15 protein-coding genes are annotated in these 15,363 nt (G+C 68.2%); 9 read left to right on the forward strand and 6 right to left on the reverse strand.

The features are described 5' to 3' along the window. Window positions 1–2: 2 nt before the first annotated feature. From gudD to AC07Q9_RS01140, 6 genes are all read right to left on the reverse strand, one after another. Window positions 3–1,364, reverse strand: a complete 1,362-nt coding sequence (gene gudD / locus AC07Q9_RS01115; RefSeq protein ID WP_495306937.1) for a glucarate dehydratase — start codon at window positions 1,362–1,364, stop codon at window positions 3–5. 16 nt (window positions 1,365–1,380) lie between these two features. Beyond that, window positions 1,381–2,370 (reverse strand): Bug family tripartite tricarboxylate transporter substrate binding protein, encoded by a 990-nt coding sequence (locus AC07Q9_RS01120; RefSeq protein ID WP_495306938.1) that lies wholly within the window; start codon window positions 2,368–2,370, stop codon window positions 1,381–1,383. Window positions 2,371–2,384: 14 nt separating this feature from the next. Beyond that, on the reverse strand, window positions 2,385–2,843 hold the full coding sequence (locus tag AC07Q9_RS01125; RefSeq protein WP_495306939.1) for a nuclear transport factor 2 family protein: 459 nt from the start codon (window positions 2,841–2,843) through the stop codon (window positions 2,385–2,387). Window positions 2,844–2,897: 54 nt separating this feature from the next. Next, the gene (gene kdgD / locus AC07Q9_RS01130; protein WP_492681126.1) at window positions 2,898–3,809 is read right to left on the reverse strand and encodes a 5-dehydro-4-deoxyglucarate dehydratase; all 912 of its coding nucleotides are present in this window, start codon (window positions 3,807–3,809) and stop codon (window positions 2,898–2,900) included. A 52-nt stretch (window positions 3,810–3,861) separates the two neighbouring features. Further along, the gene (locus tag AC07Q9_RS01135) at window positions 3,862–4,851 is read right to left on the reverse strand and encodes a Bug family tripartite tricarboxylate transporter substrate binding protein (RefSeq protein WP_307585986.1); all 990 of its coding nucleotides are present in this window, start codon (window positions 4,849–4,851) and stop codon (window positions 3,862–3,864) included. 123 nt (window positions 4,852–4,974) lie between these two features. Further along, window positions 4,975–5,835, reverse strand: coding sequence for a FadR/GntR family transcriptional regulator (locus AC07Q9_RS01140; protein ID WP_495306940.1), 861 nt, complete (start codon window positions 5,833–5,835; stop codon window positions 4,975–4,977). Window positions 5,836–5,946: 111 nt separating this feature from the next. Here AC07Q9_RS01140 and AC07Q9_RS01145 point away from each other — a divergent pair, with 111 nt between their 5' ends. The 9 genes from AC07Q9_RS01145 (at window position 5,947) to AC07Q9_RS01185 (ending at window position 15,067) form a co-directional block, all read left to right on the forward strand. Then, a complete protein-coding gene (locus AC07Q9_RS01145; protein WP_495306941.1) occupies window positions 5,947–6,771 on the forward strand; it encodes an NAD-dependent epimerase/dehydratase family protein in 825 nt (274 codons plus the stop codon). A 17-nt stretch (window positions 6,772–6,788) separates the two neighbouring features. Next, complete coding sequence (locus AC07Q9_RS01150) at window positions 6,789–7,676, forward strand: SMP-30/gluconolactonase/LRE family protein (protein ID WP_495306942.1); 888 nt, start codon at window positions 6,789–6,791, stop codon at window positions 7,674–7,676. A 44-nt stretch (window positions 7,677–7,720) separates the two neighbouring features. After that, on the forward strand, window positions 7,721–8,698 hold the full coding sequence (locus AC07Q9_RS01155) for a TRAP transporter substrate-binding protein (protein WP_489057487.1): 978 nt from the start codon (window positions 7,721–7,723) through the stop codon (window positions 8,696–8,698). 136 nt (window positions 8,699–8,834) lie between these two features. Beyond that, window positions 8,835–9,323 carry a TRAP transporter small permease gene (locus AC07Q9_RS01160; RefSeq protein ID WP_495306943.1) on the forward strand — a complete coding sequence of 163 codons (489 nt, stop codon included), beginning with the start codon at window positions 8,835–8,837 and terminating at the stop codon, window positions 9,321–9,323. A gap of 8 nt (window positions 9,324–9,331) precedes the next feature. After that, window positions 9,332–10,627 carry a TRAP transporter large permease gene (locus AC07Q9_RS01165; protein ID WP_495306944.1) on the forward strand — a complete coding sequence of 432 codons (1,296 nt, stop codon included), beginning with the start codon at window positions 9,332–9,334 and terminating at the stop codon, window positions 10,625–10,627. Window positions 10,628–10,649: 22 nt separating this feature from the next. Then, the gene (garD, locus tag AC07Q9_RS01170) at window positions 10,650–12,221 is read left to right on the forward strand and encodes a galactarate dehydratase (protein ID WP_495306945.1); all 1,572 of its coding nucleotides are present in this window, start codon (window positions 10,650–10,652) and stop codon (window positions 12,219–12,221) included. Between the two features lie 26 nt (window positions 12,222–12,247). Then, complete coding sequence (locus AC07Q9_RS01175; protein WP_495306946.1) at window positions 12,248–13,009, forward strand: SDR family NAD(P)-dependent oxidoreductase; 762 nt, start codon at window positions 12,248–12,250, stop codon at window positions 13,007–13,009. Window positions 13,010–13,067: 58 nt separating this feature from the next. Then, complete coding sequence (locus tag AC07Q9_RS01180; RefSeq protein WP_495306947.1) at window positions 13,068–14,048, forward strand: tripartite tricarboxylate transporter substrate binding protein; 981 nt, start codon at window positions 13,068–13,070, stop codon at window positions 14,046–14,048. Between the two features lie 26 nt (window positions 14,049–14,074). Beyond that, a complete protein-coding gene (locus AC07Q9_RS01185; protein ID WP_489057493.1) occupies window positions 14,075–15,067 on the forward strand; it encodes a Bug family tripartite tricarboxylate transporter substrate binding protein in 993 nt (330 codons plus the stop codon). The last annotated feature ends 296 nt before the right edge of the window (window positions 15,068–15,363 follow it).

Here is a 15,363-nt window from a genome sequence, read left to right on the forward strand (position 1 = left end):
CTTCAGCGCACCATACAAGGCCGCTTGTTGTCGAAAGTCCAGTTGGGAATCAGGTACTGCATCGCCTGCGCGTCGTTGCGCGCGCCGAGGCCGTGCTTCAGGTACAGCTGGTGCGCCTTCTCGACCTCGACCATGTCGAGCTCGATGCCCAGGCCGCCGCGCGTGGGCACCTGCACGAGGCCGCCCTCGATCTGCAGCGGTGCCTTCGTGAGGCGCTGGCCGTCCTGCCAGATCCAGTGTGTGTCGATGGCCGTGACCTTGCCGGGTGCCGCGGCGGCCACGTGCGTGAACATCGCGAGCGACACGTCGAAGTGGTTGTTCGAATGCGAGCCCCAGGTCAGGCCCCAGGCCTGGCACAGCTGCGCCACGCGCACCGAGCCCTGCATGGTCCAGAAGTGCGGGTCGGCCAGCGGGATGTCGACCGACTGCAGCGAGAGGCTGTGCACCATCTCGCGCCAGTCGGTGGCGACCATGTTGGTGGCGGTGGGCAGGCCGGTGGCACGGCGGAATTCGGCCATCACTTCGCGGCCCGAGAACACGCCCTCGGCACCGCACGGGTCTTCGGCATAGGCCATCACGCCGTGCAGGTCGCGGCACAGGCGGATGGCGTCAGCCAGCAGCCAGCCGCCGTTCGGGTCGAGCGTGACGCGCGCCTGCGGAAAGCGCGCGTGCAGCGCGCGGATGGCTTCGACCTCTTCCTCGCCGCGCAGCACGCCGCCCTTGAGCTTGAAGTCGGTGAATCCGTAGCGCGCATGCGTGGCCTCGGCCAGGCGCACGATGGCCTCGGGGGTCATCGCTTCCTCGTGGCGCAGGCGGAACCAGTCGTTGTCGGCGCCGGGGTCGGTCTCGTACGGCAGATCGGTCTTGGTGCGGTCGCCCACGTAGAAAAGGTAGCCGAGCATCTGCACCGCATCGCGCTGCTGGCCTTCGCCGAGCAGCGCGGCCACGGGCACGCCCAGGTGCTGGCCCAGCAGGTCGAGCAGCGCGGCTTCGGCGGCGGTGACGGCATGGATGGTCACGCGCAGGTCGAAGGTCTGCAGGCCGCGCCCGCCGCTGTCGCGCGCGGCAAACGCGCTGCGCATGCGGTTGAGCACGGCGTTGTGGTTGCCGATGGGCTGGCCCACGATGAGGTCGCGCGCGTCTTCGAGCGTCTGGCGGATCTTCTCGCCGCCCGGCACCTCGCCCACGCCGGTGTGGCCGGCGCTGTCGGTGAGGATCAGGAGGTTGCGCGTGAAGAACGGGCCGTGCGCGCCGCTGAGGTTCATCAGCATGCTGTCGTGGCCCGCGACGGGCACGACACGCATGGCGGTGACGACGGGCGCGCCCGACACGACGGAGGAAGCAGCGGATTCAGGAGAGGTCATCTTCGGGCTCGGTGGCTCAGTCTGCGGTGATGTGACGGGTGTCGATCAATGTCTTCCATCGCGCCCACTCGCGCAACTGGAAGGCGGTGAAGTCCTCGGGCGTGCTGGCGACGATTTCCAGGCCCTGGTCGAGCATGCGCTTCTTGGTCTCGGGGTCCTGCATGGCGGCGATGACCGCGTCGCTCAGCTTCTTCTTCGTGGCGGCGGGCAGGCCCTTGGGCGCGGCCATGCCTTGCCACGAATAGACCTCGGCGCCCTTCACGCCGGCCTCGGCGAGCGTGGGCACGTCGGGCAGCACGGGCGAGCGCTTGTCGCCGGTGACGGCCAGCGCGCGCAGCTTGCCGGCGCGGATGTGCGGCAGCACGGCGTTCACGTTCTGGAACGAGAAGTCGACCTGGTTGCCCAGCAGGTCGTTCACCGCCGGCGCGCCGCCCTTGTAGGGCACGTGCACGCCTTCGGTCTTCGATTGCTGCCAGAAGAGTTCGGCCGACAGGTGGTCGGACGAGCCGTTGCCCGAGCTCGCGAACGAGACCTTGCCCGGCGTCTTGCGCAGGAGCGCGAGCACGTCGGCCACGGTGTGTTCGGGCCGTGCGACGTTGGTGACCAGCACGTTGGGCGCCTGCACGGGCACGCTGATGTAGTCGAAGTCCTTGGTGGCGTCGTAGGGCACGCTCTTTTGCAGGTGCGGCGTGACGACGAAGGCGCCGAGCGACGACACCAGCAGCGTGTAGCCGTCGGGCAGTGCGCGCCTCACGAAGCCGGTGCCGATGGTGCCGGTGGCGCCGGGGCGGTTGTCGACCACGAAGCTGCCGCCGAGCTTGCCCTGCAGCTGCTGCGCCAATGCGCGCGCCACCATGTCGGTGGAGCCGCCAGCCGGGAACGGCACGATGATCGTCACGGGTTTCTGCTGCGGCCATGCATCGGCCTGCGCCCAGGCGTGCAGCGGCGACAGCAGCGCGGTGGCGGCGAGCGCGAGGCCCGTCGCCAGGAATTGCGTTCTCTTCATGCGCGGTGGTCCGATCAGGAAGGAAGGCGCACAGCCTGGCGTGCGAGCAGCTTCCATTCGCCGCCCTGCTTCTGCCAGACGCCGAGGATCTTCAGCGCGACCTTGCCGGGCTTGCCCGAGTCGTTGGTGTCGGCCGTGAGCGTGTGGCGCACGATGGCCGTACGGCCGTCGACGACCTTCACGGTCTGGTCGGTGATGGCGATGGTCACGAAGTCGGACTTGCCGTCGAGCAGGTCGGCGATGAAGCTGGCCTGCGTGTCGACCTTGCCGCCCGAATGGCCGTAGCTCAGGTCGTCGGCCACCAGCGCGCGCAGCGCGGCGGGCGTCGGGTCGACCATGGCGACGCGCAGCCGCTCGGCCGCCGCGGCAACCGCGGGCTCGTCCACTGCGCTGGTGCTGCCGCCACCGCTGGCGGCACAACCCGCGAACACGGCGGTCGCTGCGGCGGCGAGCAAGAATTTCCTGATGAGCATGTCGTTGTCTCCTGTTGTTCTGTGGTGCTGTCGACTACTGCGATCAGTGCCGGCTTACTGCGGGCCGAGCGTGTCGATGAGCGCCTTGAGCGCGTCCATCTCGTCGGGCTTCAGGTCGGTCAGCGGCGCGCGCACGGGGCCGGCGTCGTGGCCGACGAGCTTGGCGCCCGCCTTCACGATGCTCACGGCGTAGCCGGGCACGCGGTTGCGCAACTCCAGGTAGGGCATGAAGAAGTTCTTCAGCAGGCGGTGCTGCGTGGCCATGTCGTCGTTGGCGACCGCGTGATAGAAATCCATCGCCGTCTTCGGAATGAAATTGAAGACCGCCGACGAGTACACGGGCGTGCCCATCGCCTTGTAGGCCGCGGCATAGACCTCGGCCGTGGGCAGGCCGCCCAGGTAGGCAAAGCGGTCGCCCATCTTCTGGAAGATCGCAACCATCGCCTCGATGTCGCCCACGCCGTCCTTGAAGCCGACGAGGTTCGGGTTGCGCTCGGCCAGGCGGGCCAGCGTGTCGGGCTTGAGGCGGCTCGAGGCGCGGTTGTAGACGATCACGCCGAACTTCACGCTCTTGCACACGGCCTCGACGTGCGCGGCCAGGCCTTCCTGGCCGGCTTCGGTGAGGTAGTGCGGCAGCAGCAGGATGCCGTGCGCGCCGGCCTTCTCCGCCGCTTGCGCGCACTGGATGGCGAAGCGCGTCGGGCCGCCGGCGCCGGCAATGATCGGCACCTTGCCGCGGCAGGTGTCGACCGCCGTCTGGATGATGCCGGGGTACTCGTCGCCCGTCAGCGAGAAGAACTCGCCCGTGCCGCCCGCGGCGAACAGCGCGCTCGCGCCGTAGGGTGCCAGCCATTCGAGGCGCTCGATGTAGCCCTTCTTGTTGAAGTCGCCGTTGCTGTCGAAGTCGGTCAGCGGGAACGAGAGCAGGCCGGAGCCCATGATGGTCTTGAGTTCTTGCGGGTTCATCGGAAGTCGTCCAGTGAAAAATGAAAAAGAGAAAAGAAGAAGAAGGGATCGCTCAATCGAGCTTGAGATTGGCCTGCTGGATCACTTGCGCCCAGCGCGCGCGCTCCTTGGCGAAGAACTGGTCCTGCTCGGGCGCGGTCATGGTCACGACCTCGGCGCCCTGCCCCGCCAGCCGCGCCCGGATGTCGGGCGTGCGGATGATGCGGACCAGTTCCTTGTTGAGCCGGGCGATCACCGCGTCAGGGGTGCCGCGTGCCGCGACCATGCCCTGCCATGTGCCCGACTCGTAGCCGGGAACGCCCTGCTCCGCGATGGTCGGCACGCTGCCGATCAGCGGCATGCGCGTCGACTTCGACACCGCGATGAGCTTGAGCTTGCCGCTCTGCACATGCGGGTAGGTGGCCAGCATGCCGTTCATGAGCACCTGCGTCTGGCCCGCGACGGTGTCGAGCACGGCCTGCACGCCGCCCTTGTAGGGCACGTACTCCCACTTGGCGCCGCTCTTGCGCTGCAGTTCGACGCCCGCGAGGTGCGCGGTGCTGCCGCTGGCGGTGACGGCGAAGTTGAGGTCGCTCTTCTTCGACAGCTCGACCAGCTCCTTCAGCGTGTTGGCCTGCACCGACGGGTGCACCACCAGCAGGTGCGGCGAGTACGCCAGCATGGCCACGCTGCGCAGGTCCTTCGACGGATCGAACGGCAGCTTGGGGTACAGCGACGGGCTGATGGCCAGCGCGCCGAGGTCGCACAGCATGAGCGTGTGGCCATCGGCCGGCGCCTTGGCCAGCATGTCGGCGCCGAGGTTGCCGTTGGCGCCCGCACGGTTCTCGATGACCACGGGCTGGCCCAGCGCCTCGGACAGCGGCTGGCCGATGGCGCGCGCAATGATGTCCGACGAGCCGCCCGGCGGGTACGGCACGATGAGACGGATGGGCTTGGAAGGCCAGGTGCCGCCCGCCCCTTGCGCGAACGCGTGCAGGGGCAGGCTGGCGGCCAGTGTGGTGGCGAGGGCGGCGCCGAGCGCGCCGCGTCGGTTGACGGTCATGGGGGCTGTCTCCTGAGGTTCGATGCAGGCATGCGGGGCCGCGATGGCGCTGCATGTTATCAGTCATCGTACAACTAGAGAATCAGCTTGTCCAGACTTGAGCCCCGAAAACCCGGGGCGAACTCAGCGCGAAGGGGTGTTGTCGGACGAGGCGGCGCCGCGACCGGCCGCTTCCGCCCTGGCTTTCTGTTGCTGCGCAGCTTCCTGCGCCATGCGCAGCCGCTCGCGGCTGTTGGTCAGGTGGATGCGCATCGCGGCGCGTGCCGACTCGGGGTCGCGGCGCGCGATGGCCGCATAGATTTCCTCGTGCTCGCGGTTCACGCGGCTCAGGTAGCTGCCGTCCTGCACGCGGATCGCGCTGATGCGCGTGCGCGGGATGATCGTCGTGCCCAGGTGCCGCATGATGTCGGCGAAGTAGGGGTTGCCGGTCGACTGCGCGATCTCCATGTGGAAGGCGAAGTCGGGCCCCACCGTGTCGCCGCCCACCTTGACGTTCTGCTCGAAGGTGTCGAGCGCCTGGCGCATCGCCACCAGCTGCTCGTCAGTGCGCCGGCTCGCGGCCAGCCCGGCGGATTCGGTCTCCAGGCTGATGCGCAGCTCGAGCACGGCGAGCACGTCGACCGAGGTCGCGATCTCGCCGGGATCGAGGCGGAACACCCCGCCCATGCCGCCCGGACGCGGCTGCAGCACGAAGGTGCCCACGCCGTGCAGCGTCTCGACCAGCCCGCCCGCCTGCAGCTTGGACAGCGCCTCGCGCACCACGGTGCGGCTCACGCCGTAGGCCTGCATGATGGCCGACTCGGTGGGCAACTTGTCGCCGGGGCGCAGCGACTGGCTGCGGATCTTCTCGCCCAGGTCTTCCACCAGCCCGTGCGCCAGGCCGCGCGCGCGCTGGCGCGGCCGCCCCACGAAAGCGGCGTTGCCCGCCGGGTTGTCAGCGGTCGTTGTCTGAACTTCGGGATTACCCGCAGTCGTTGAGGCCATGACGACGATCATAATCCTCTCACAGTTGTACGACAACAGATAACTTATCACCTAAAAAGACGGTGACGACGTTGTCCACCTCCTCCGCTTCCCCTCACACATCCCGAAGACATGTCGACGCCTGAAGCCCCCTCCCCCCAGCTCGGCCGCTTGCTGCTGACCGGCGCCGCCGGCGGCCTGGGTCGCGTGCTGCGCGAACGGCTCGCGCCTTTTGCGAACGTGATCCGCCTTTCCGACATCGCCGACATCGCGCCGGCCACGGGCGCGCATGAAGAAGTCGTGCCCTGCGACCTGTCCGACAAGGCCGCGGTCGACGCGCTGGTGGCCGGCTGCGACGCCATCGCCCATTTCGGCGGCGTGTCGGTCGAGCGCCCTTTCGAAGAAGTGCTCGAAGCCAACATCAAGGGCGTGTTCAATCTGTACGAGGCCGCGCGCCGCCACGGCGTGAAGCGCGTGGTGTTCGCCAGCTCGAACCACGTGATCGGTTTCTACAAGCAGGACGAACACATCGACGCGCACGCTGCGCGCCGGCCCGACGGCTACTACGGCCTGTCGAAGTCCTTCGGCGAGGACATGGCGCAGTTCTACTTCGACCGCTGGGGCATCGAGACGGTGAGCATCCGCATCGGCTCTTCGTTCCCCGAGCCGCTCAACCGCCGGATGATGAGCACCTGGCTCAGCTACCGCGACCTCACGACGCTGATCCAGAAGTCGCTCTTCACGCCCGACGTGAAGCACACGGTGGTCTACGGCATGTCGGCCAACCGCGACCTGTGGTGGGACAACGCCGCCGCCGCGCACCTGGGCTTCGTGCCACAAGACAGCTCCGAGGTGTTCCGCGACAAGGTCGAGGCGCAGCCGCTGGTGGCCCCCACCGATCCGAACGCCATCTACCAGGGCGGCGCCTTCACCGCGCAAGGCCCGTTCGGCGACTGAACGGCCCGCAGCACCGCATGCAAGCCGAACTCGTTCTCGACGCGCGCAACGGCACGGGCGAAAGCCCGGTGTGGCTGGCCGCGCAGCAGGCGCTGTACTGGGTCGACATTCCCGCGCGCACGCTGAACCGCTGGCACGCCAGCGAAGGCCATGCGCAGTGGCGCGCCGACGAAATGATCGCCTGCATCGCACCGCGTGCAGGCCAACCCGGCGAATGGATCGCCGGCATGGAAAGCGGCCTGTTCTCGCTGCGCGAGCGCACCGACGGCACGCTCGCGGCCACGCCGCTCGCCCCGGTGGCGCACGCCGCGCCGGGCATGCGCTTCAACGACGGCCGCAGCGACCGGCAAGGCCGCTTCTGGGCCGGCACGATGCTGCTGGACATGGCCGCAGGCTCGCGCGTCGGCCGCCTGTACCGTCACGGCCCCGGCGACGACGGCGCGGCCTTGCAGCTGGACGACCTGATCGTGCCCAACGGCCTGGCCTTTAGCCCCGACGGCCGCACGATGTACCTGTCGGACTCGCACCCGAGCGTGCAGGCCGTCTGGGCCTTCGACTACGACACCGACACCGGCACGCCCCACAACCGCCGCCTGTTCGTCGACATGAATCCCCTGCCCGGCCGCCCCGATGGCGCGGCGATGGACGTCGACGGCTGCTACTGGATCTGCGGCAACGACGCCGGCCTGGTGCACCGCTTCACGCCCGACGGCCGGCTCGACCGCTCGCTCGCCGTGCCGGTGAAGAAGCCCGCCATGTGCGCCTTCGGCGGTCCGAGCCTCGACACGCTGTTCGTCACCTCGATCCGCCCCGGCGGCATCGACCTGTCGGACCAGCCGCTGGCCGGCGGCGTGTTCGCGCTGCGCCCCGGCGTGGCCGGCGTGCCCGAGCCGGCGTTCGGCTGACCCCTTTCTTTCTGTTCACGACAACCACCAAGAGGACGAGACAAATGAAGCTCTACAAAACACTCATCGCACTTGCTGCCGGCGCTGCAGCCGCGTTGACCACGCTGGCTGCAGGCGCCACCGAGTTCCGCTCGGCCGACATCCACCCCGACGACTACCCCACGGTGACTGCCGTGAAGTTCATGAGCGAACGGCTCAAGGCGTTGTCCGGGGGCAAGCACAGCATCAAGGTCTTCAACAACAGCGCGCTCGGCAACGAGAAAGACACGATCGAGCAGACCAAGATCGGCGCGCTGCAGATGGTGCGCGTGAACATCGCGCCCATGAACAACATCTGCGCCGAGACACAGGTGCCGACCATGCCCTTCCTGTTCCGCTCGGTCGAACACCTGCACAAGGTGCTCGACGGCCCGATCGGCGAAGAGATCCTGAAGTCATGCGAGAAGCAGGGCTTCGTGGGCCTGGCCTACTACGACAGCGGCGCGCGCTCGATGTTCACGGCCAAGAAGCCCGTGCGCAACTTCGCCGACATGAAGGGCCTGAAAGTGCGCGTGCAGCAGTCCGACCTGTGGGTGTCGATGCTCGAAGCCATGGGCGCCAACGCCACGCCGATGCCCATGGGCGAGGTCTACACCGGCCTGAAGACCGGCCTCATCGACGCCGCGGAAAACAACTACCCCACCTACGAAAGCGCGCGCGCCTTCGAGGTCGCCAAGTACTACAGCAAGACCGAGCACTCGATGGCGCCCGAGATGCTGCTGTTCTCCAAGCGCGCGTGGGACAAGCTCTCCGCCGAAGAACAGGGCTGGATTCGCCAGGCCGCCAAGGAATCGGTGCCCTACATGCGCAAGCAGTGGCAGGAGCGTGAAGTGAAGTCGCTGGCCACGGTGAAGGCCGGCGGCGCCGAGATCATCGACGTCGACAAGGCCCCGTTCCAGGCCGCGATGAAGCCGGTGTACGACAAGTTCATCACGGACGCGAAGCTGAAAGACCTGGTCAAGCGCGTCCAGGACACCAAGTAAGCCCCTCGCCGGATTGGCTCCTTCCCCCGCTGGGGGAAGGCCGGGATGGGGGCACGACGGCGCTCATGCATGCGCCGCCTGCCCCCACCCCAACCCTCCCCCAGAAGGGGAGGGAGGAAGACACAGAAGAACCTTCATGTACACCAAACTTTGCCGCACGCTCGCCCGTGCCTGCATGTGGTTGGGCATCCTCGGTCTCGTCGCAGTGATCTGCGCCGTGAGCTGGCAGGTGTTCGGCCGCTACGTGCTCAACAACACTCCCACCTGGGCCGAAAGCCTCGCGCTGCTGCTGGTGCTCTACGTGACCATGCTGGGCGTGGCCGTGGGCGTGCGCGACGCGGGCCACATCGGGCTCGAATCGTTCCTCGTGCTCGCGCCCGACTGGCTGCGCCTGAAGATGGAATACCTCATCCACGCGCTGATCCTGATCTTCGGCCTCGCCATGGCCTGGAACTGCGCCTCGCTCGCCGAATCGGTGTGGGACTACCGCCTGCCCACGCTGTGGATTTCCGAAGGCTGGAAGTACGTGCCCGCCGCCGTGTCGGGCGTCCTCATCGTGATGTTCTCGATCGAACACATCATCGCGCTCGCTCAAGGCCGCGAAGTCGAACCCGCCTGGGGCTGAACCTCATCATGACGACCCCTCTTCTCATTCTCTGCATCTCGTTCACGCTGCTCCTGCTGCTCGGCGTGCCGGTGGCGTTCTCTATCGGCCTCTCGGCCCTGGCCACGCTGCTGTACGAAGGCCTGCCGCTCGCGGTGGGCTTCCAGCAGATGACCTCGGGCATGGGCATCTTCTCGTTCCTGGCCATTCCCTTCTTCATCTTCGCCGGCGAGCTGATGCTCTACGGCGGCATCGCGGACCGCATCGTCAACTTCGCGCGCAACCTCGTGGGCCACGTGCGCGGCGGCCTCGGCATGTCGAACGTGGTGGCCTGCACGCTGTTCGGCGGCGTCTCGGGCTCACCCGTGGCGGACGTCTCGGCCATGGGCGCCGTGATGATCCCGATGATGAAGAAGGAGGGCTACCACGCCGACTACGCGGTCAACGTGACGACCCACGCGGCCCTGGTCGGCGCGCTGATGCCGACGAGCCACAACCTCATCATCTATTCGCTCGCAGCGGGCGGCAAAGTGTCGATCGCAGCACTGATCCTCGCTGCGCTGCTGCCGGCGGCCGTGCTCACGCTGAGCAACCTCGCGGCCGCCTACCTCGTGGCCGTGAAGCGCGGCTACCCGGCCGGCAGCTTCCCGGGCTGGGACATCGTGGCACGCTCGTTCGCGGCGGCGCTGCCGGGCCTGTTCATCGTGGTGCTGATCCTCGGCGGCATTTTGTCGGGCATCTTCACGGCGACCGAATCTGCGGCGGTGGCGGTGCTCTACGCGCTGGCGCTCACGATCTTCGTGTACCGCACGCTGAAGTGGGAGCACTTCATCAAGGCCGCCTCGAAGGCCGTGCGCACCACGGGCGTGATCCTGCTGCTGATCGGCATCTCGAGCACCTTCGGCTACCTCATCAGCCTGTACGGCGTGGCCGAGCTCACGGGCCAGATGCTGTCGCAGGTGACGACCACGCCGTGGATGATCTTCCTGCTCATCAACATCATCCTGTTCGTGCTGGGCACCTTCCTGGACATGGCCGCGACCATCCTGCTGTGCACGCCGATCTTCCTGCCGATTGCACAGCAGTACGGCATGACCTCGGTGCAGTTCGGCGTGGTGATGCTCATCAACTGCGCGCTGGGCCTGAACACGCCGCCCGTGGGCACCACGCAGTTCGTCGGTTGCGCCATCGGCGGGGTGTCGGTGGGCACGGTGATGAAGACCATCTGGCCCTTCTACGGCGCATTGATCTTTGCGCTCGGGGTGGTCACCTTCGTGCCGGCGTTTTCCACCTGGCTGCCCAGCCTCTTCATGGTGGTGAAGTAAAGAAAAGAGAAAGGGCCTCCCGATGGCCGATGCGAACACCCGACCGCCGCTGTACATCCGCATCCACGCGGCCGACAACGTGGCCATCGTCGCGAACGACGGCGGCCTGAAGGCCGGCACGGCCTTCGACGACGGCCTCGTGCTGGTCGACACCGTGCCCCAGGGCCACAAGGTCGCGCTCGTCGACCTGGCCGAAGGCGATGCCATCCGCCGCTACAACGTGGTGATCGGCTACGCGCTCAAGGCGCTGCCGCGCGGCAGCTGGGTGCACGAGCGCGTGATGCGCATGCCGGTCGCCCCCGAGCTCGACGGCCTGCCCATCGCCACGGTCAAGCCCCCTGCCCTGCCGCCGCTCGACGGCTACACCTTCGAGGGCTACCGCAACGCCGACGGCTCGGTGGGCACGCGCAACATCCTCGCGATCACGCAGACCGTGCAGTGCGTGGCCGGCGTGACCGAGTTCGCCGTGCAGCGCATCAAGGCCGAGCTGCTGCCGAAGTACCCGCATGTGGACGACGTGGTGGCGCTCGAACACAGCTACGGCTGCGGCGTCGCCATCGACGCGCCCGACGCCATCGTGCCGATCCGCACCCTGCGCAACATCAGCCTCAACCCGAACTTCGGCGGCGAGGTGATGGTCGTGAGCCTGGGCTGCGAGAAGCTGCAGCCCGAGCGCCTGCTGCCGCCCGGCACCATCCCCATCGCCGACCAGCGCGGCGCGCCCGCCGACGACCTCGACGTGGTCTGCCTGCAGGACGACGCGCACGTCGGCTTCATGTCGATGATCGATTCGGTGATGCGCCAGGCCGACGCGCACCTCGCGCGGCTGAACCAACGCCGGCGCGAGACCGTGCCCGCGAGCGAGCTCGTCGTGGGCGTGCAGTGCGGCGGCAGCGACGCCTTCTCGGGCGTCACCGCCAACCCGGCCGTGGGCTTTTGCACCGACCTGCTGGTGCGCGCGGGCGCCACCGTGATGTTCTCGGAAGTCACCGAGGTGCGCGACGGCATCGACCAGCTCACCTCGCGCGCATCCACGCCCGAGGTGGCCGACGCCATGATCCGCGAGATGGCCTGGTACGACGCCTACCTCGACAAGGGCCGCGTCGACCGCAGCGCCAACACCACACCGGGCAACAAGAAGGGCGGGCTGTCGAACATCGTCGAGAAGGCGATGGGCTCGATCGTCAAGTCGGGCTCGGCGCCGATCACCGGCGTGCTCGCGCCCGGCGAAAAGCTGGCGCAGAAGGGCCTCATCTACGCCGCCACACCGGCCAGCGACTTCATCTGCGGCACGCTGCAGCTGGCGGCCGGCATGAACCTGCATGTGTTCACCACCGGCCGCGGCACGCCCTACGGGCTGGCCGAGGTGCCGGTGATCAAGGTCGCCACGCGCAGCGACCTGGCGCGCCGCTGGCACGACCTGATGGACGTGAACGCGGGCCGCATCGCCGACGGCGAGGCCAGCATCGAGGACATCGGCTGGGAGATGTTCCGGCTGATGCTCGACGTGGCCAGCGGCCGCAAGAAGACCTGGGCCGAGCACTGGAAGCTGCACAACGCGCTGGTGCTGTTCAACCCGGCACCGGTCACCTGATCGACTCACCCTCACGGAGCACAGCCATGGAAGACCTCAAGGACAAGACCGCCCTCGTCACCGGCGCCAGCACCGGCATCGGCGCCGCGGTGGCCATCGCGTTTGCCGTGCGCGGCATGCGCGTGGCCGTGCACTACAACAGCTCGGCCGATGCGGCGACCCGCGTGGTCGACACCATCCGCGCCGCCGGCGGCACGGCCTTCGCGCTGCAGGCCGACGTGCGCGACACCGCCGCGATCCGCGCCCGCGTGCAGGAAACGACGGCGCAGTTCGGCCGCATCGACGTGCTGGTGAACAACGCCGGCAGCCTGGTCAAGCGCATGCCCATCGCCGAGTTCGACGATGCGCTGTTCGACGAGGTGATGCACATCAACGCGCGCTCGGTGCTGGCCTTCTGCCGCGAGACGGTGCCGCAGATGCGCAAGCAAGGCAGCGGCACCATCATCAACGTGACCTCGGTGGCCGCGCGCACCGGCGGCGGCCCCGGCGCCTACCTGTACGCGGGCGCCAAGGGCTTCGTGAGCACCGCGACACACGGCCTGGCCCGGGAACTCGTGGGCGACCGCATCCGCGTGAACGCGGTCGCGCCGGGCGTGATCCAGACGCCATTCCAGGACCGCTTCTCGACACCCGCAATGCTCGAGACCTTCAGGACCGCCATCCCGATGGGGCGCCTGGGCACGGCCGACGAATGCGTGGGCGCCTTCCTGTACCTGGCTTCCGAGCAACTCTCGGGCTACGTGACCGGACAGGTGCTCGAAGTGAACGGCGGGCAGTACATGCCCTGACGCCCTCGCCGGCGCCACACCACAGACAGAACAGATCAACAACGGAGACAGAGACACCATGCAAAGAAGCCAGTTCGTCCGCGGCCTTGCCGCCCTTTCGGCCACTGCCGCCCTCTCGCTCGGCCTGGCCGCGCCGGCCGCGGCGCAAGCCAACGACTTCCCGAACCGCACCATCGAACTGCTCGTGCCCTACCAGCCCGGCGGCGGCACCGACGGCCTGGCGCGCGCATTCTCGGAAGCGAGCCGCAAGCACATCTCGCAGAGCATCGTGATCGTCAACCGCCCCGGCGCGGGCGGCGCCATCGGCTGGACCGAGGTGATCAACGCCAAGCCCGACGGCTACAAGCTCGCGGTGCTCACGGTGGAGCTGCTCACGCTGCCGCACCTGGGCCTGGCCAAGTTCAACTACGACGACTTCCAGCCCATTGCGCAGCTCAACGCCGACCCGGCCGCGATCACCGTGAAGGCCGATGCGCCGTGGAACACCATCGAAGAGTTCCTCGCCGCCGCGAAGAAGTCGCCCGAGGGCATCCGCGTGGGCAACTCGGGCAACGGCTCGATCTGGCACCTGGCCGCCGCCGCGCTCGAAGACAAGACCGGCACCAAGTTCGGCCACATCCCGTTCCAGGGCGCCGCGCCCGCCGTGCTGGCGCTGCTGGGCGGCCACATCGAGGCCGTGGCCGTGAGCCCCGCCGAAGTCACGACGCACGTGCAGGGCGGCAAGCTCAAGGTGCTGATGGTGATGGCCGACAAGCGCGTGAAGGGCTTCGAGAAGATCCCGACCGCCAAGGAGCGCGGCATCGACCTGTCGATCGGCACCTGGCGCGGCCTGGGCGCGCCGAAGAACACGCCGCCTGAAGTGATGGCCAAGCTGCGCGAGATCACCGCCAAGACCGCCGCCGAGCCGATCATGCACGAGGTGATGGACAAGCAGAACCTGGGCTACGTCTACACCGACGGCGCGGTGTTCAAGGAAACGCTGGCCAAGGACAACGCCTACTTCAAGGCGCTGATCACCAAGCTCAACATCAAGCCGTGAACGCGGCACAGCAAGGACACACGGCCATGCAACGTCGCACACTGATCCAGTCCGCCCTCGCCACTTCGCTGGCGGCGGCCCTGCCCGCTTTCGCGCAAGGCGGCAACACCTGGCCCACGGGCAAGGCGATCACCTACCTCGTGCCCTTCCCTGCAGGCGGCACCACCGACGTGCTGGGCCGGCTCATCGGGCAGAAGCTCGGCACCGTGCTGGGCACGAGCGTGATCATCGACAACAAGGGCGGTGCCGGCGGCAGCGTGGGCTCCGAGATCGGCGCGCGCGCCGCGCCCGACGGCTTCACGCTGGTGGGCGGCACGATCAGCTCGCACGCGATCAACGTGAGCCTGTACCCCAAGCTCGCCTACGACCCGCAGAAGTCGTTCGCGCCCGTGACGCTGATCGGCACCAACCCCGTGGTGCTGGTCGTGAACCAGGCCAGCCCCTACAAGACGCTGAAGGACGTGATCGCCGCGAGCAAGGCCAAGGCCGGCGGCCTCTCGTCGGCCTCGGCAGGCACGGGCACCTCGCAGCACCTGGCGCTGGAGCTGCTGGGCTACAAGTCGGGCGTGAAGTTCACGCACATCCCGTACAAGGGCAGCGGCCCCGCGATCCAGGACGTGATCGGCGGCCAGGTCGACATGATGTTCGACACCACCGTGGTGGCCGGCCCACACATCCAGAGCGGCAAGCTGCGCGCCATCGCCGTCACCTCGGCCAAGCGCCTGGCCTCGATGCCCGACGTGCCCACGGTCGCCGAATCGGGCGTGCCCGGCCTGCAGGACTTCGAGGTGGTGTCGTGGCAGGCGATCTTCGTGCCCGCGGGCACGCCGCCCCCCGTCGTCGACCGCCTGCACACCGAGATCCGCAAGATCCTCGCGACGCCCGAGATGCAGGACAAGCTCAAGGGATTCGGGATGGAGCCCGCCGACATGACGACCGCGCAGATCGCCGCCTTCCAGAAGACGGAAGTGGAGAAGTGGGCGCAGGTGATCAAGGCGGCGGGCATCAAGGCCGACTGACCCGCCCCCGAATCCGAATCCGACTGCCTCCACACCCCGACAAGCGCCCGGTGGGCGGTGTGGTGCGGGCGGCCCCTCTGTGCCGCCGAGGCGCGCAGCGTTTCGCGGATCAGGGCTCGCAGCTGTTTGAGCCGCAGGCGAGTTCTGCGAGACCCCGCGAAACGCGAGCACCGCAGGGCAGCCGCGAAGCGGCCGGCACAGTGGGGCCGCCCGCGCCGCGCCGCCCGCCGGGCGCGTGCCCCGCAAAGAGCGCCCACCCTCGCGAACCAAGGGAAGCTTCCTACGTCCCCCGAGAG

The organism is Variovorax sp. GW821-FHT09A10, assembly GCF_059418385.1.

Bases quoted from the DNA above. Each gene is read 5' to 3' on its own strand.
- gudD (WP_495306937.1), bottom strand. From the start codon at position 1,364: ATGACCTCTCCTGAATCCGCTGCTTCCTCCGTCGTGTCGGGCGCGCCC.
- AC07Q9_RS01120 (WP_495306938.1), bottom strand. From the start codon at position 2,370: ATGAAGAGAACGCAATTCCTGGCGACGGGCCTCGCGCTCGCCGCCACC.
- AC07Q9_RS01125 (WP_495306939.1), bottom strand. From the start codon at position 2,843: ATGCTCATCAGGAAATTCTTGCTCGCCGCCGCAGCGACCGCCGTGTTC.
- kdgD (WP_492681126.1), bottom strand. From the start codon at position 3,809: ATGAACCCGCAAGAACTCAAGACCATCATGGGCTCCGGCCTGCTCTCG.
- AC07Q9_RS01135 (WP_307585986.1), bottom strand. From the start codon at position 4,851: ATGACCGTCAACCGACGCGGCGCGCTCGGCGCCGCCCTCGCCACCACA.
- AC07Q9_RS01140 (WP_495306940.1), bottom strand. From the start codon at position 5,835: ATGGCCTCAACGACTGCGGGTAATCCCGAAGTTCAGACAACGACCGCT.
- AC07Q9_RS01145 (WP_495306941.1), top strand. From the start codon at position 5,947: ATGTCGACGCCTGAAGCCCCCTCCCCCCAGCTCGGCCGCTTGCTGCTG.
- AC07Q9_RS01150 (WP_495306942.1), top strand. From the start codon at position 6,789: ATGCAAGCCGAACTCGTTCTCGACGCGCGCAACGGCACGGGCGAAAGC.
- AC07Q9_RS01155 (WP_489057487.1), top strand. From the start codon at position 7,721: ATGAAGCTCTACAAAACACTCATCGCACTTGCTGCCGGCGCTGCAGCC.
- AC07Q9_RS01160 (WP_495306943.1), top strand. From the start codon at position 8,835: ATGTACACCAAACTTTGCCGCACGCTCGCCCGTGCCTGCATGTGGTTG.
- AC07Q9_RS01165 (WP_495306944.1), top strand. From the start codon at position 9,332: ATGACGACCCCTCTTCTCATTCTCTGCATCTCGTTCACGCTGCTCCTG.
- garD (WP_495306945.1), top strand. From the start codon at position 10,650: ATGGCCGATGCGAACACCCGACCGCCGCTGTACATCCGCATCCACGCG.
- AC07Q9_RS01175 (WP_495306946.1), top strand. From the start codon at position 12,248: ATGGAAGACCTCAAGGACAAGACCGCCCTCGTCACCGGCGCCAGCACC.
- AC07Q9_RS01180 (WP_495306947.1), top strand. From the start codon at position 13,068: ATGCAAAGAAGCCAGTTCGTCCGCGGCCTTGCCGCCCTTTCGGCCACT.
- AC07Q9_RS01185 (WP_489057493.1), top strand. From the start codon at position 14,075: ATGCAACGTCGCACACTGATCCAGTCCGCCCTCGCCACTTCGCTGGCG.